General features: G+C 50.6%; 15 protein-coding genes. 2 read left to right on the top strand and 13 right to left on the bottom strand.

The annotated features are described in order from the left end of the window. Positions 1 to 176 precede the first annotated feature (176 nt). Positions 177 to 1,223, bottom strand: a complete 1,047-nt coding sequence (locus tag HCN83_RS01390) for an acyl-CoA dehydrogenase family protein (protein ID WP_168004501.1) — start codon at positions 1,221 to 1,223, stop codon at positions 177 to 179. A 23-nt stretch (positions 1,224 to 1,246) separates the two neighbouring features. Next, positions 1,247 to 1,771, bottom strand: a complete 525-nt coding sequence (locus HCN83_RS01385; RefSeq protein WP_168004500.1) for a DUF4242 domain-containing protein — start codon at positions 1,769 to 1,771, stop codon at positions 1,247 to 1,249. Positions 1,772 to 1,924: 153 nt separating this feature from the next. On the opposite strand from HCN83_RS01385, the gene HCN83_RS01380 reads away from it, so the two are divergent. Next, positions 1,925 to 2,371, top strand: a complete 447-nt coding sequence (locus tag HCN83_RS01380) for a winged helix-turn-helix transcriptional regulator (protein WP_168004499.1) — start codon at positions 1,925 to 1,927, stop codon at positions 2,369 to 2,371. Positions 2,372 to 2,503: 132 nt separating this feature from the next. Here HCN83_RS01380 and HCN83_RS01375 read toward each other — a convergent pair whose 3' ends face one another. The 7 genes from HCN83_RS01375 to HCN83_RS01345 form a co-directional block, all read right to left on the bottom strand. After that, positions 2,504 to 2,656, bottom strand: a complete 153-nt coding sequence (locus HCN83_RS01375) for a hypothetical protein (RefSeq protein ID WP_168004498.1) — start codon at positions 2,654 to 2,656, stop codon at positions 2,504 to 2,506. Positions 2,657 to 2,690: 34 nt separating this feature from the next. Beyond that, positions 2,691 to 3,605, bottom strand: coding sequence for a phosphate/phosphite/phosphonate ABC transporter substrate-binding protein (phnD, locus tag HCN83_RS01370; RefSeq protein ID WP_343033634.1), 915 nt, complete (start codon positions 3,603 to 3,605; stop codon positions 2,691 to 2,693). A 166-nt stretch (positions 3,606 to 3,771) separates the two neighbouring features. Continuing rightward, on the bottom strand, positions 3,772 to 4,536 hold the full coding sequence (locus HCN83_RS01365; protein ID WP_168004497.1) for an ABC transporter permease: 765 nt from the start codon (positions 4,534 to 4,536) through the stop codon (positions 3,772 to 3,774). Next, positions 4,536 to 5,504 (bottom strand): ABC transporter substrate-binding protein, encoded by a 969-nt coding sequence (locus tag HCN83_RS01360; protein WP_168004496.1) that lies wholly within the window; start codon positions 5,502 to 5,504, stop codon positions 4,536 to 4,538. Before HCN83_RS01360 ends, HCN83_RS01365 begins: the two co-directional genes overlap by 1 nt. A gap of 21 nt (positions 5,505 to 5,525) precedes the next feature. Further along, positions 5,526 to 6,308, bottom strand: coding sequence for an ATP-binding cassette domain-containing protein (locus tag HCN83_RS01355; RefSeq protein ID WP_168004495.1), 783 nt, complete (start codon positions 6,306 to 6,308; stop codon positions 5,526 to 5,528). 132 nt (positions 6,309 to 6,440) lie between these two features. Continuing rightward, positions 6,441 to 6,986: a GNAT family N-acetyltransferase gene (locus HCN83_RS01350; protein WP_168004494.1), complete on the bottom strand. Its 546-nt coding sequence runs from the start codon at positions 6,984 to 6,986 to the stop codon at positions 6,441 to 6,443. Continuing rightward, on the bottom strand, positions 6,979 to 7,971 hold the full coding sequence (locus HCN83_RS01345; protein WP_168004493.1) for a GNAT family N-acetyltransferase: 993 nt from the start codon (positions 7,969 to 7,971) through the stop codon (positions 6,979 to 6,981). The genes HCN83_RS01350 and HCN83_RS01345 overlap by 8 nt, the downstream gene beginning before the upstream one ends. A gap of 111 nt (positions 7,972 to 8,082) precedes the next feature. Here HCN83_RS01345 and HCN83_RS01340 point away from each other — a divergent pair, with 111 nt between their 5' ends. Beyond that, positions 8,083 to 10,887: a DUF3427 domain-containing protein gene (locus HCN83_RS01340; protein ID WP_168004492.1), complete on the top strand. Its 2,805-nt coding sequence runs from the start codon at positions 8,083 to 8,085 to the stop codon at positions 10,885 to 10,887. Here the strand turns inward: HCN83_RS01340 and HCN83_RS01335 are convergent. From HCN83_RS01335 to HCN83_RS01320, 4 genes are all read right to left on the bottom strand, one after another. Beyond that, a complete protein-coding gene (locus HCN83_RS01335) occupies positions 10,884 to 11,285 on the bottom strand; it encodes a (deoxy)nucleoside triphosphate pyrophosphohydrolase (RefSeq protein ID WP_168004491.1) in 402 nt (133 codons plus the stop codon). The genes HCN83_RS01340 and HCN83_RS01335 overlap by 4 nt on opposite strands. 440 nt (positions 11,286 to 11,725) lie before the next feature. Further along, complete coding sequence (locus HCN83_RS01330) at positions 11,726 to 12,859, bottom strand: alcohol dehydrogenase catalytic domain-containing protein (RefSeq protein WP_168004490.1); 1,134 nt, start codon at positions 12,857 to 12,859, stop codon at positions 11,726 to 11,728. 113 nt (positions 12,860 to 12,972) lie between these two features. Beyond that, positions 12,973 to 13,509 (bottom strand): transcription repressor NadR, encoded by a 537-nt coding sequence (locus tag HCN83_RS01325; RefSeq protein ID WP_168004489.1) that lies wholly within the window; start codon positions 13,507 to 13,509, stop codon positions 12,973 to 12,975. Then, the gene (locus HCN83_RS01320; RefSeq protein WP_168004488.1) at positions 13,481 to 14,620 is read right to left on the bottom strand and encodes a cysteine desulfurase family protein; all 1,140 of its coding nucleotides are present in this window, start codon (positions 14,618 to 14,620) and stop codon (positions 13,481 to 13,483) included. The genes HCN83_RS01325 and HCN83_RS01320 overlap by 29 nt, the downstream gene beginning before the upstream one ends. Between the last annotated feature and the right edge of the window lie 66 nt (positions 14,621 to 14,686).

Here is a 14,686-nt window from a genome sequence, read left to right as displayed (position 1 = left end):
TCTAGTGAACAATGATACATTCAGGTAACCAAACGTTATGTTAGCAGCTACATTTATCGGACCGCAGACCTTCATGTTATCGCATAGGTACTAATAGCGACATAAAGAGCGGATCTGTTGAAGCATATGCATGAAAAATGCCTTGGACTTCTGTCCAAGGCATTACTTGTAATGATTTAATTAGAAAGCATTCGCTCCAGATGACGTGCTGTCGGAGTCAGGTTGAGGAAGAAATATGCTTCACGAAGCCTTCTTCCGTCTGCACTCGTCTGCAGATACGCTGAGCCGCCTGCGTGCATCATCGCCGCTTGCACCGCATCGAGCGTCAGATAGACCGCGCTGCGGCGCACTTCCAGAATCCCTTTCCACGTCACCCCTTGTTCGAGCTGATCGCGAAACGCCTGCTTGACAAGGTCAAGCCGCTCCTGAATATGCGCCGGCTGAACCGGCAGCACAGCGTTGGCGCCGTTTTGCTTGCTGCTGCACTTATTCATTGAGGTAACGGCCGCTTCTGTCACGCCAATTCCAAGCGGAACCTGGTACGTGACGAAGTACGGTCGCATTTTCGGAACGAAGCTGTCCGCATCCTCCGCTAAAATCTGTTCATCCGGGATGAAGACATGTTCAAACTTGCACGCGTACGTCGCGCTTCCGTTTAAGCCTAGATAGGACACCTTCTCCTTCAGGCTGAGGCCTTTGGCATCGCAGGATATAAACGCCATCACCCTCGCATCCTCAGCGTGCGCAATCGCACCGAACCAGTGGCCCTCGCCAAGATTGGAGACTGCGGGCAGTGCCCCGTTCAGGACGTATCCGCCTTTTACACGCTCCGCGCGAAGATGAAGCTTTTCCAGATCAGCATAAAATTTCATCGGGTTGGAAAGTCCGGTTGCACCGAGCAGCTCACCATTTTCAAGCGGCTCCAAAAACCGCTCGCGCAGCGCCTCATTGTCCGTATGTCGTACATACGTGAGAGCTGCCAAGTGACACCAGAGGTTAAAACCGGTCGTCATGCAGTCAGAGGATACCGCCCGCACGACTTCTGCCTCGGACTGCGCGGCTTCGTCGATCGTTTTCCCTTTTGAAGACAACAGGCCGTGACGGCCCAGAGAAAGCAGAAACGATTCTGGATAGTACGCTTTTTCATCCACGGCTCGAACGAGCGGCTTCAATTCCTCCTGGAGGAGACTGCTGAGCACTTCTTCCTGGTGTAATGTCTGCACGGTCGGATTCCCCTTTCGAAATGTTACTTCTTGTTGGAAAGCTGCGTGATGCTGTCGATCGGTGCTTTTACTGCTTCACGGGCACGAACGACGGCTTCGTCATCCGGTGCATCATAGAAGCAGAGGCACTTACTCATATCTTCACAGACGTACGTGCGGGAAAACTGCACTTCCGGTACTTCCGCGTAGTGAACGGAGTTTTTCTTTTTACGTTCCAGGTATGCGTCCATCGTCAGGTTTTCCGGCAGGTTCCATTCGACGAGATAATTGATTTTATCTGTCTGTTTTTTCGCTTCTTCCAGATCCTGGCCGACGATACGGACCTCTTTCTTCAAATCAACCGGTAGTCCCTGCGCCTGCAGGTTCATCTCCAGCAGCGTATCGTCATCTGCTTCAAAAATAAAAAATGCACGGCCGAAGTCAGCGGAAACCTGCACTTCAATCAGTTCTTCCTGCAGCTTCTCCTGCAGCTGTGCAACCTTTGCTTCAAATGCTTCTTCCGTTTTTACGTCCTCGTTTAATGATGATTCGATGAGATACAGTGCCATATGATAAAATCCTCCTTGAATTAATTATTCCTATCAATCTTATATGTTTTATCATACAGGACTAAGTTAAAAAAAACAACCCAATAACACTTTTTTAATTCCGAGTTTTTTGATACACTAAGTGTAACTTAACAAAAACAGGAGGCTGACCTGATGAAAAACCGCTATCCGCTGGAGTGCAACATCGCCCAGACGCTGAATCTCGTCGGAGACCGATGGACGATGCTCGTCCTGCACGAAGTGCTCGTCGGCCGGTCTACCTTTAATGCGATGAAACAGGAGTTAACTGTTATTTCAGCGAACGTGCTTTCCGATCGCTTGAAACACCTTGAAGAACTCGGATTAATTACGAGTACGATCTATTCCCAGCATCCGCCGCGCTATGCGTATGAAGCGACCGAGAGCGGCCGTGCTTTTACGACCGTCTTCGATGCCATGCTCGTCTGGGGGCGGGATCACCTGGATGAGTGCTACAAAAAACTCGTTCATACCGACTGCCGCACGGAAGTCGAAATCGGCTACTACTGCCCTTCCTGTGAAACGCGCGTCGATGCAGATGCCGTCGCACCGGAAAAGCTCACCGTAACCGAAACCGTCTGACGCACAATTCCGAGTCGATGACCCGGTGATAGAAAAGCAGGAAAGGGAGGTTCCGAATCGGGACCTCCCTTTTTCATGGTGAAAGTTGCTTTTACTCGGTTTTGTGTTTGTTTTGAGAGAGCTTAAGTTGTTTTATTCGTTATAACGGCCTGTTAAGTTGCGTAAATCACTTTTGCCTGCTGCAAAGTTGCTTTTGAACAGAGTTACGTTCGTTTCACGCGGCGTTAAATCGATTTCCGCCCGACTTACGTTACTTTCCAAGGCAGCTGCCTTTCCCCGCTTCAACCAAAAGCCTCCATATAGCTCTTTAAATGCCAGTCTACAAGTCATCGACGTCGATTTCATCACGGAAAGCTTCGTACGTTTCGCGCACGATATCGTAGTCGCTGTCTTCCGCTTCAACAATAGCGTCCCAGCGGTACACGTCGTTCATGATCTGAATCATCTCTTCCTCTTCATTGAACTGTAGAAATGCTTCCTTGATGTCATCTGCGAGCCCCTCATCAAGCTCCGGCATGATGCTGATCGTGTCATTCGGAATGTCGTCCGTATAATCGATCACCGTTAAGTCTTCCATAGCGTCTGGATAGTCGTCCAAAATAACCTCTCTTGCGTCCTCGTACGTAGTTGCCACATCCATTTCGCCTTCCATGACAGCGATCAGTGCATTGTCATGAGAACCAGCTTCTAGCACGCCGCTGAAAAATTCCGTTTCTGCGTCCTGAACACCATCGATCTCTTCACCAATATGAGCTGCCGGGAACAGATAGCCGGCAGGAGAAGCAACGTCCGGAAACGTCCACTGTGTTCCTTCCAGGTCCTCCAATGTTTCCAGTCCGGAATCTGCTCTTACAACGTATTGCGCTCGATAGGAATCCGCCCCGTCGCGCTCGGACTTCAGCATAACCTCAATGCCATACTCTTCATTTCCCTGCACGTATCCGAAGGCCGGCAGAAATCCGATATGTGCCTGGCCGTTGCCCATCGCTTCTACGAGCGCCGAGAAGCTGGTCATGACTGTCCCCTCTACCGGACGATCCAATATTTCTGAAAGTCGTTCGGCAAGCGGCTCCACAGTAGAGGCGATCTCATCCGAATCGGTCGTTGGCACGAACCCCATAACAATTTCATCAGGGGCTCCTTCTGTATCTGCTGCTTCATTATTGTCTTCTCCACAGCCTGTCAGCAGCATCGCTCCTGTCAGGATACTGAACATGTACACATAACGCTTCACACTTCATTCCCCCATCATTTATTGATTCAGCCCCCACCTTACAGGACGATTATCAAGCTCATGTAAAGCGCGGTTAAAGATTGAATCAAGTTTATGAACGAATGATGAACGGCCGGAGCTTGCCTGAACGCGAAAAAACCGGCGCTTAAGCCGGTTCTTCGTATTCTTATGATGTTTTAGCTCCCCACTGACGGCCGATCCAGCGCTCAAACAGCCCGAGGGACTTGTCGAGAATCAAGCCGAGAATGCCGATGAAGAAAATGCCTGCCAGCACGAGATCCAGATCAAGCGCGTTTCTGGAGTCGACGATTAAATAACCGAGACCGGACTGGGCGCCGATCATTTCCCCTGCGACGAGGAAAATCCAGGCCGTTCCAACCGCGATGTGCAGGCCGTTTGCGATGTACGGAAACGATGCTGGAAAGATGATTTTCCAGAGCAGCGACGTCCGGCTTAACTCCATGTTGCGCGCGAGCTTCACGTAGGTCGGATCAATTTTTTTCACCGCAGATACGGTTGAAAGCAGCACCGGGAAAAAGGCGGCGATGAAAATGATGACGATCGCGGGCATATTGCCGATACCGAACCAGAGCACGATAAACGGTGACCAGGCGACCGGCGCGACCGGACGCAGCACCTGTACGATCGGATCGACAATGCGCCATACGTGAGTGGACTGCGACAGCAGCAGCCCTAAAATAACGGCGACGACAACGGCGCTGATATAGCCGGTGAAGAAGCGAAACAGGCTGATGCGGACGTGTTCAAACAGCGTCCCGTCGACGGTAATGGAAACGATGCCCGAAAATACGGCGAGTGGAGACGGCAAGAGCGCCTCCGGATAATCTCCGACAAGGACAACGGTCTGCCAGATCGCGATAACAACAACGAATGCGATGGCTGCATACCCTAGTGATTTGAAAAATGACATCAGCTCTCCCTGCCTTCCAGATACGTCCGATTGACAAGCTCTTCATAGCGCGGCGGCTGATCAACGAGTTGCATTTCCACCAGCTTGCGTCGCAGGTAATCAAATTCCTCTTCTTCAATGTCGAGGTTGCTGTAGGAAATCCACTCCAGCGACAGCTCCAGCGCGCTCTCCTCTACCGGAAGATACGACGCGTGCACAGCTCTTGACTCCTCGGAATTTTCACCGGCACGTTCGCTCGCTGCAAAATACCCTTGCATAAATTCATCGGCTGCGTCCGGAAATTCATCCATAAAGTCCTCGCGAAGAACAAGGGCGCAGCAGAGGCAGTTATCCGGGCAAAAGTCATTCGACTGGTACAGCACTTCGCCGACTTCATTCTGCACCCCGAGCGCTCCAAAGGGTTCTGCTACAATATAGCTCGATACCCGGCCTTCTGATAAGGCAGCCGGCATTTCCGGCGGCGGCATTTCCACGACGTTTACATCGCCATACTCCATACCGGCCCGCTGCAGCATTTCATCCAGCAGCAGGTTGTGCGCGGAAAGCGTGTGCGGGATAGCCACGGTCGTCCCTTCGAGATCTTCTACGCGATCCACCTCGGGGTCTACGATAATCGGGTTTCCCTCCCGGTGTCCGAGCGCCACGGCCTCGATGCCGATTCCGCGTTCGCGGGCTTTGATCGCCAGCTCAAACAGCACGGATGCGCCGTCGATACGGCCAGCATTCAGCGCATCCATCAGCTCAATCCAGCTGCTGAAGCGGATCAGCTCGACCTCGACCCCATCGAGCAGTTCGTCCTGATAGTGATCAAGAAAATAAGCAGGGGCTGCATGCGTGATCGGCAGGTGGCCAATCCGGATCACCTGCTCACCTTCTGCCGTCTGGCCTCCGCCAGGCTGGGCACATCCTGTAATTATGAGCGAGGAGACGAGTCCCCAGCTCATGAAAAATTGCTTGCGACGTTTCATGCCATGTCCTCCTGCCTCACGTTAAATGTTGTATTCAAGCTGCTCTTCCTGGCGGCTGAAATTGAATTCATCCAGAATGAGCCTGCGGTAATACTGAAAATCCCGATCACTGCGGTCCCGCGGCTTTGGCAGCTCAATCGGAACCGTGCGGCGGATTCTGCCAGGATTCGCGTCCATGATGAACACACGGTCCGCCAAGTAAACGGCCTCATCAATGTCGTGCGTGACGAGCACGATATTCGTTTTCTCTTCCTGCTGAATCCGCAGCAGCTCATCCTGTAAATAATAGCGGGTAAATGTATCAAGTGCCGCAAACGGCTCGTCCATCAGGATCATTTCCGGCTGAATCGCAAGTGCGCGGGCGATGGCCACCCGCTGCTGCATGCCTCCGGAGAGCTCTGACGGAAATTGGCCGAGGCTGTCCTGAAGCCCGACAAGCGCTAAGTACTTTTCCGCACGGGCTCGCTGCTCGTCCGCGCTCAAACCTTCCGGCTCCAGCGCCAGCTCCACGTTTGCGAGTACGTTTTTCCACGGAAGAAGGGCGTAGTGCTGGAACAGCATAATCGCTCTGCGCGAAGGCCCCTGCACTTCCGCCCCGTCAAACAGCACGGTTCCTTTTGTCGGTTCATGAAAACCGCCGATCAAATTGAGGAGCGTGCTTTTACCGCAGCCGCTTTTCCCGAGCACCGCTACTGTTTCCCCTTTTTTAATTTCCATCGAAATATCCTTCAGCACGAGTTCGGCTTTTTCGTTTTTGACAAAGGATTTTTGCAGCTGTTGCACATGTACCAGGGTATCTGCCACGGCGTAATCCCCTCCATTATTTATAATACATACCTGTTTACTTTGCTTTAGGTTATCATAATATACCTGGTCAGAAAAAACAACCCGTTCTCTAAAAAGAGACGGGCTGTATGAGAGCAGTCGTGTGTTGCGTTATGAGGTCTGCCACTCGCTTCGAAGCAGTCCAAAGAACGTGCGATCCAGAAAGCGGCCGTGCAGCTTTTCGTAGCTGCGGATCGTTCCTTCCTCCTGAAACCCTAACCGTTTTGCAACAGCTGCGCTTTTATCATTTCCGACAGCTGCACCGATTTCGATTTTGTTTAATCCTAATTCTGCAAACGCGGTATGTACAAATTCTCTTGCTGTGCAGGTCACGATGCCTTTCCCTTCAGCTTCTTTCACGAGCCAGTAGGCAAGCTCTGTTTTTCCCGTATCATGGTCGACATAGAGCAGCCCGATTGATCCGACAAGCTGGTCCCCGTCCCAGATGAGCGCCCACCAGCCATCCTCCTCCGTCCAGCGGAGAAGCGATCGTTCGATGAAGGCCTCGGTATCGCTCACTTGCTTCGTATGCATCGGAAACGCCAGCCATGCGCCGATGCTTTCCCGGTTTCGATCAATGGCCGCAAACAAAGTCGTTGCATGACGTTTTTCGAGCAGCGTCAGCTTCAGTCCATCCCCCAGATCACATTTAAACATACGTTTCCTCCCTTTCAATCGCCATCGACAGCACAAGCTGCTTCCCTTTCGGCCCCTCGTATCGCTCCCCTTGATCTGTGAAACCATAGCGGAGGTAAAGCGACTGTGCCGCTCTGTTACGTTCGTTCACCCCAAGCACCACTTCATTCACCTGAGGAAAATGCAGCCGGATATAGTCTTTGAGCTTTGTAATAGCATTAGCAGCTACGCCTTTTCCCTGGAACGCTGTAGTGACAGAGAAAGAAGTGAGCAGCACAGCTGAAGAATTGGCCGTATAGCGGTCTTTTTTCTCTCCCTGCTCCAGGCAGAAATACCCCGCCGCTTCCCCGCCTTTCACTACGACGACGTGATGTGCATCGGGCGCCATTGCTATTTTTCTCAGCGGAAGAGAGGTAAAAACGTGCTGCTCGTCCGAAAGCTCGAACCGGCTGAGTGCATCGCGGAACGTTTCGTCGAACGGCTGCAGCTGGACTCCTGCTGCGCGTTTCACAAGCTTCCACTCGTCCCGCACCGCGATCCCGCTTTCACCGGTAAACGGAATAGACGGCTTTTGTTTGCGCGCCTCATCTGCAGCACCGATGATAACCTCCGTGAGGCGAAACCCGTTTTTCTGATAAAACGCGAGTGAGCGGACGTTATCATTTGTCGTTAAAACGGTTATGGCAGCAAATCCATCCTGTATCGCTTCCTGCTCGACCCGCTTCAGCAGCCGTTCTCCAATGCCTTTGCCCGGCACCTCGCTGTTTAAGGAAACGATCATCAGCTCATGATCGACTCTGGCGTACGTCACGATCCCCGTCAGCTGATCGTTTTCTTCATATACAAATCCATCCAGCTCGTCATAGCGGAACGTACCGGCGGAGAGCACCATTTCTTCGCCGCCCCAGCGCTCCCGCAAAAAATCCTGAACACGATCCTGATTCACCTGCTTCAATGACAGCATCTGCATCGTTTCCTTTCTCACCGATTTCCGTCTATCATTCATATTCGACTCTTTACTCTATTTTCCTTTTTTTGCATGTTTGTTGTTTTATCCTGCTTTATTATTCTCTACAATGGAAGAGCACAGAATTTTAAAGACTGGGGGCTGAACCCGATGACAGAACGTTTATTAATTAATGGCGGTACTGAACATTTATTAAAGGAGCTTACCAGCTCGCTTGAGACGTGCGAACGGTTTTATTTCGGGGTCGCATTCTTAACATACAGCGGTGCACAGCTGCTGCTTGATACGTTAAAAGAAGCAGGAGAACGCGGCAAATCCGGTCGTATACTTTCCTCCACATACTTGAACTTCACTGATCCAGAGGCGGTAGCGCGCCTGTCGGACTTTCCGTTTATAGACACAAAACTGTTTAATTCTGCTGAAAACGGCGGTTTTCACACGAAAACGTACATATTTGAGTACAAAGAGCATTACAAAATTATTATTGGTTCTTCCAATTTAACGAGAGCTGCGTTAAAAACAAATGTCGAATGGAATGTTGAAATCATCTCTAAGAAGGATGAAGCGTTCGTGCAGCAAGTGTTAACAGAATACCAAACGCTGTGGAATCGAAGTCAGCTTCCCTCAGAAGACTTTCTTGATCAATACCGAACCGTCTATCGAAGTGCACGGAAAGTGAAAGAGCGTCAGCAGACCCTTCATACACTTCCGGCTTACATCGCACCTAACAGCATGCAGAGCCGGGCAATGAAGAGCCTAGAGCGCCTCCGATCTCTTGGTGAAAACAAAGCATTGGTTATTGCTGCTACTGGTACAGGGAAAACGTACATGGCTGCTTTCGATGTGCAAAAAACACAGCCGAAACGCCTCCTGTTTCTCGTTCATCGTGAAGACATTTTAGTAAAAGCGAAAGAAACCTTTTCACACCTGCTTCACCAGCAACACTCGTTTGGCATGATGACCGGCTCCAGAAAAGATACCGGGGCTGATTATCTATTCGCTAACATACGCACGATGGCGAATCACTACAGCCAGTTTGATCCTGCCCATTTTGATTACATCGTTTACGATGAAGCTCACCATACAACTGCACCTCAATATCAGCAAGTGATGGACTATTTTCATCCAGCTTTTGCACTCGGGATGACGGCGACTCCAGAGCGCAGTGACGAAGCTTCTGTATTTGAAGTGTTTGATCATAACGTAGCAGCAGAAGTTCGGCTTCATGACGCACTGAAGGATGAAATCATTGCACCTTTTCACTATTTTGGCATCACTGATGTAGATGGCATTCGTTTAGACGACGTTGCACCGAATGATCAAGCCGAGCTTTCCAGAAGACTGCAAGTGCACTTTCGTGTGGAACATATTTTAACGAATATGTATTTTTACAAGCATGATGGCGCTGTACGGAGAGGGCTCGGTTTTTGTGTCAACATTGACCATGCTATCTATATGGCGGATGCATTCAGCCAGGCCGGGGTGCCGAGCATTGCCCTGACCGGTGATGATCCTGCATCCGAGCGGAAAAAGATGATTGAAAAACTCGAAGACGAGCACGATCCTCTTGAATTTATTTTCACCGTAGATATCTTTAATGAAGGTGTCGATATCCCGAGTGTGAACCTTGTTTTGATGCTGCGTCCTACAGAATCTCCAATTGTATTTATTCAGCAGCTTGGCCGCGGCCTTCGAAAGCATCCGGGCAAGGAATTTTTGACCGTACTCGATTTCATCGGCAATCACAACCGCGCCTTTTTAGTCGCTATCGCATTAAACGGCAGCCGCTACTACGATAAGGAAAGCTTAAAAGTTGCTGTTGCAACCGATTTTGCGACTGTTCCGGCCCCCGTTCATATTCAAATGGACCGGATTGCCAAGGAGCGGATCATTGCGCAAATTGATCAGGAATCCTTTTTCAGCATGAAATACTTAAAAGAGGCGTACCTGCAGTTTAAACAAATTCGTAATGGCAAAGCTCCTAGCGCATTAATGGATTTTTTTACGTACGACGGCGCTCCGGATCCGATACCATTTATCGAAAAAAGCGGCAGCTATCTTCATTTTTTAGCAAAAGTAGAAAAAAACGATTTGTTTCAGATTCCATTTAAAGAAGAGTCTTCGGAGCTTGTTTATAAGTTCCTTTCCAATCAACTTCCATTAAAAAGGCCGCACGAATTTGCACTTCTGGATGCGTTGATGACGAAAGACAGGTTAACAAGAGCGGATGCAGAAGCCGCGATTCTGCACTGGTTGGATACGGTGCCACCTTCATCTGTCGCCCATGCCATGAACACACTTTCGCAGCAGTTTATGGATAAAAGAGAGCAGCAACGCTCACCTGCGTTAGTAGAGTGGCAGCATGATTGCTTAGTAAGAACCGAACGTTTTACACACTTGCTAGAAAGTCCGTACAGTTATGAACGACTTCATGATGTGATCGAATATGGCCTGCACCGCTACGAGCGTGATTTTGGTTCTGCTGATTACGGACTTCCCTTTTTAAAGATAGGGGCACAATACCAAATGAAAGACGCCGCTTTATTATCAAATTTTTCTAAGACCCACTCTTCCTTCAGGGGATCCGGTCTGCTGGCTAATGAAAAGGATTATTTTTTGTATGTCGACTTGCATAAAGACGCGGACGTTGAAGAGCGGCTGAACTATCACGATGAGTTTCTTGACCGCTCAACGTTTCTTTGGGACAGCCCAAATAATATGACGCCTGATTCGTTACGAGGGCGCAATATAATGGAACACGAAGCAAGAGGCTACAGGCTGCATTTGTTTGTCCGCAAGTATAAATCAATCGAAGGAAATCGAACGGAGCCGTTTATTTATGTCGGAGAATTGACAGTGGTTGAAGCGAGCGGCAGCAGACCCATCCAGTTTCGCATGCACCTGAAGCAGCCTCTCCCGTCGATTTTGTATAAAGAGCTGACCGAAAAGGTTTAGCGGCTGACTTTTGTTGTAAGAAAATCAACTGCTGGAATATCTGCCGGAGCCCACTGCAGGGAGGTCAGGTTTTCTTTAGGCAGCCAAAGCAGCTTAGCATGTTCAGATGCGTGAGGCTCCCCTTTCTCAATCACTGCGCTCAAGCAGTTAAGCTCGACGATCGCTTTTTCATATTCATGAACGTGTGTGTGGAGGAGTTCACCAGCTCGGATGCTGCAGTGGAGCTCCTCTTTTATTTCCCGCTCCAGCGCTGTGCCAAAATCTTCTCCGTTTTCCACTTTTCCACCCGGAAATTCCCAAACGTTAGGCAGTGACATGTCGTTACTCCGCAGCGCACAGAGAAGCTCTTTTTCACTATTTTCAATTACAGCTGCTACTACTTTCACGCGTTTTTTCATGTATATACAACTCCTCATTCCAATATCGTCTTCTATTTATCTAAACGTGTTTGATGAAAAAACGCAACCGGCTACCTGCAGTATTAGGTAATTAATGCCGAGGCAGCGTTTGATACCGTTAAGTTCGGCTTCTCTTTTGTATGTATTGGCTGACCCATTAGGACAAGACTCCGAAAAAAGTTAAACGTTTGCTGGCAAATGTTGAACGTTTTGCCGCTCCGGATGAACGTTTTTTCGTTATAGCAGTCCTAAGTTGAAGCTCGTAAACACTTTCCGACCGAGGTTAATGCTTTTGCAGCTGAAGTTGAATATATTACGAACGAGGTTAACGATTTGACCGTAAAAGTTAAACGCTTTCCCGCACACAGGTGTGTCCCCGCTATAAAGCCCTGTCATCGAACGAAAAAAGACTTCCGGCATCAGCCGGAAGCCCTCTCTGCTTATGGTTTCAGCACGAATTTGATGCTGTTTTCTTCTTTTTGATCGAACATGCGGTACGCCTCCGCTGCCTGGTCGAGCGGCACTGGGTGCGTGATGATGTCTTTCGGATCAAACAGCTTGTTTTCAATCATTTTGTACAGCGCCGGCATCATGTGAATGACGGGAGCCTGTCCCATCGTGAGCGCGACATTACGGGTGAAGAAGTCGCCGATCGGGAAATTGTTGGCTTCGGTTCCATAGACGCCGGTGAGCTGCACGACGCCGAATTTCTGAACGGCCTGGGAGGCTGTGATGATCGGACTGATCGTGCCGAACTGATTGTCTCCGTCAGATCCGTGCTCAACGCCCGGCGGCACGGTGCCGTCCATACCGACACAGTCAATAACGACCTGGGCGCCGCCCTTTGTTTTTTCATGAAGCAGCTTGCCGATCTCCGGGTTTTTCTCAAAATTGTACGTTTCCACGTTATTGGTGCGGCGGGCATGCTCCAGCCGGTATTCGTAGTGATCCACTGCGATGACACGCTCTGCACCTTTGAGCCAAGCAAACTTCTGCGTCATCAGCCCGACCGGTCCGCAGCCAAGCACGATGACCGTATCACCGTAAGAGACCCCGCTGTTTTCCACGCTCCAGTAAGCTGTCGGGACTACGTCGGATAAAAACAGCACGCTTTCGTCATCCAATTCGCTGTTTTCCGGCACTTTAAACGAGGTGAAATCAGCGTAAGGAACGCGCAGGTACTCCGCCTGTCCACCCGGGAAGCTCCCGAAGTCTTCTGAAAAGCCGAACAATCCGCCCATTTCCGCGTGCGGATTCGACTCGTCGCACTGGCTTTCCATTTGATTTTGACAGAAGTGGCATTGCCCACATCCAATGTTAAAAGGAATAACGACGCGGTCGCCTTTTTTGAGGGTTTCCACGCCTGGACCGACTTCCTCTACAATGCCCATTGGCTCATGGCCGACGATATAATCCTGCGGCGCAGGGATACCGCCTTTGTATAAATGCAAGTCTGAGCCGCAAATGCCGCTGGCGGTGATTTTCACGATCATGTCCGTGTCTTTTTGAATCGACGGTGCCTCTACTTCTTTTACTTCCATGTGATCTTTGCCTTGATACGTTACTGCTTTCATCGAACCATCCTTTCATCCATCGTAATGGGCTTATTGTATGTACCATTCACGAACGAAAGGGAAGTAAAACAAAAAATGGGTATATTGAACAGTTTGTCCTAGCAGGGGTATATTCAGGCTTCATGAAGCAGCAGACCAGCCTGCTTCAGTGCCTGAACGGCTTCAGACAACTCTTCTTCACTGTCCGCCTCCAGCGTATGGAGATGAACGCCGTCGGTCAGCTCAGACAGATAGCTTGCTTCGGTCCTCCGAACTTTTTCGAGAAACTGCTGCACCTGGCGACGGTTTTTGACCATGATACTCGCGCGCAGATCGCCGTAAACAGGATGCTCCACGCGGACGTCCTTTATGGTCACGCCGTGGTCTACCAGCAGGAGCAGTTCTTCTTCCGTCCGTTCGGGCGGGTGAATACAGGCGACGGTTTTTTCAATTCGTCCGCTTCTTTCATCACTCCAGATATAGCCCTGGCTCGTCGCCGTGATCGGCAGGTTCTGCGCCTTTAACAGCGTGATATCCTGTACGATCACCTGCCGGCTGACGCCAAACTGGTCTCCGAGTGCTTTGCCGGTCCGAGCCCTTCCGGACTTCTTCAGCTCCTGAATGATAGCCTGACGCCGCTCTTCACCGAGTACTTTTGCTGACATGTTCATTCCTCCTGACTGCCTCCACGATATCACAAATTGCTTCCGCTGCCTGAATAAGCTCCTCCGGCGTTGTCGTGTGCGTAAACGAAACGCGCAGAAACCGCGATCGTTCGGCATGGCTGTCCGGATGCATCGCCTGCATCATCATCGAGGCATCGGTTTCTCCCTGTGTGCATGCTGTTCCCGTTGACACATATATCCCTTTCCGATCCAGAAGAGCCAGCAGGTACTGCCCCGACATACCAGGAATGCGAATGCCAACGATGTAAGGGGACTGCTGCTGCGCTTCATCCACCTCTGCTCCTGCAGGCCGCAGCGCCCGGATAAACAGTCTCCGCTTTTCCAATGCTTCCCGGGCTGCAGCACGGAGGTCCGGGAACGCCTGTACAGCAGCTGCAAACGCAGCCGCTCCCGGTACGTCGACCGTTCCGGGACGAAAGCCGTGCTCCTGCGTTGTATCTGGCCACACCTCTTTCCAGCACGTCTGATCCTTCAAATAGACTGCTCCCATGTGCTTCGGACCGCCTAGCTTATGGGCCGATACGCTTGCTGCTTCCACGCCGAGCTTGTTTATCGAAAGCGGCACCTTTCCGAAAGCCTGCACCGCGTCCGTATGAAAGGGAATATCACCGGCTGCCTGTTTCAATGCTGAAACCGGCTGCATGATTCCAGTCTCGCTGTTTACAAGCTGAATCGAAATCAACGCCGTCTCCGGTCGCAGCACGCGTGTAAGCTGCTCGGTAGTCAGTACGCCGCTTCGATCCGGCACTAATCTCGTCACCATTGTTCCGTTTCGCTCCAGACGCCTGAAAAAAGAAGCGGCTGACGGATGTTCAATCGTTGTCGTAACGACGTGCCCCGGCTCTTTCCCTTGCAGCAGGCTTCCGAGTGCCAGCTGATTCGCCTCACTCCCGCCGGCTGTAAAGTACAGCTGTTCCGTCTCTGCACCGAGTCTTGCCGCTGTTTCCTTTCTGGCAAGCTCAAGCAGCTGCGCGGCCCTTGTTCCCGGCTCATGCAGGCTGGATGGATTGGCTGCAAACTCTCTCTGCGCGCGGCACCACGTTTCTACTGCGGTTGAATGCATCGGGCTTCCTGCGGCGTGATCCAAATATATCATCGCTCTTCTCCTTTCCAGTACTTGTTCTTAGTGTAGTTTTATGTAAAGATAGGTGTCAAGACACTT

This window comes from Alkalicoccus luteus, from assembly GCF_012034335.1.
GTDB lineage: Bacteria > Bacillota > Bacilli > Bacillales > Salisediminibacteriaceae > Alkalicoccus > Alkalicoccus luteus_A.
Note: the sequence above shows the minus strand (reverse complement) of the source record. Positions and strands in the feature narration are given on the sequence as shown.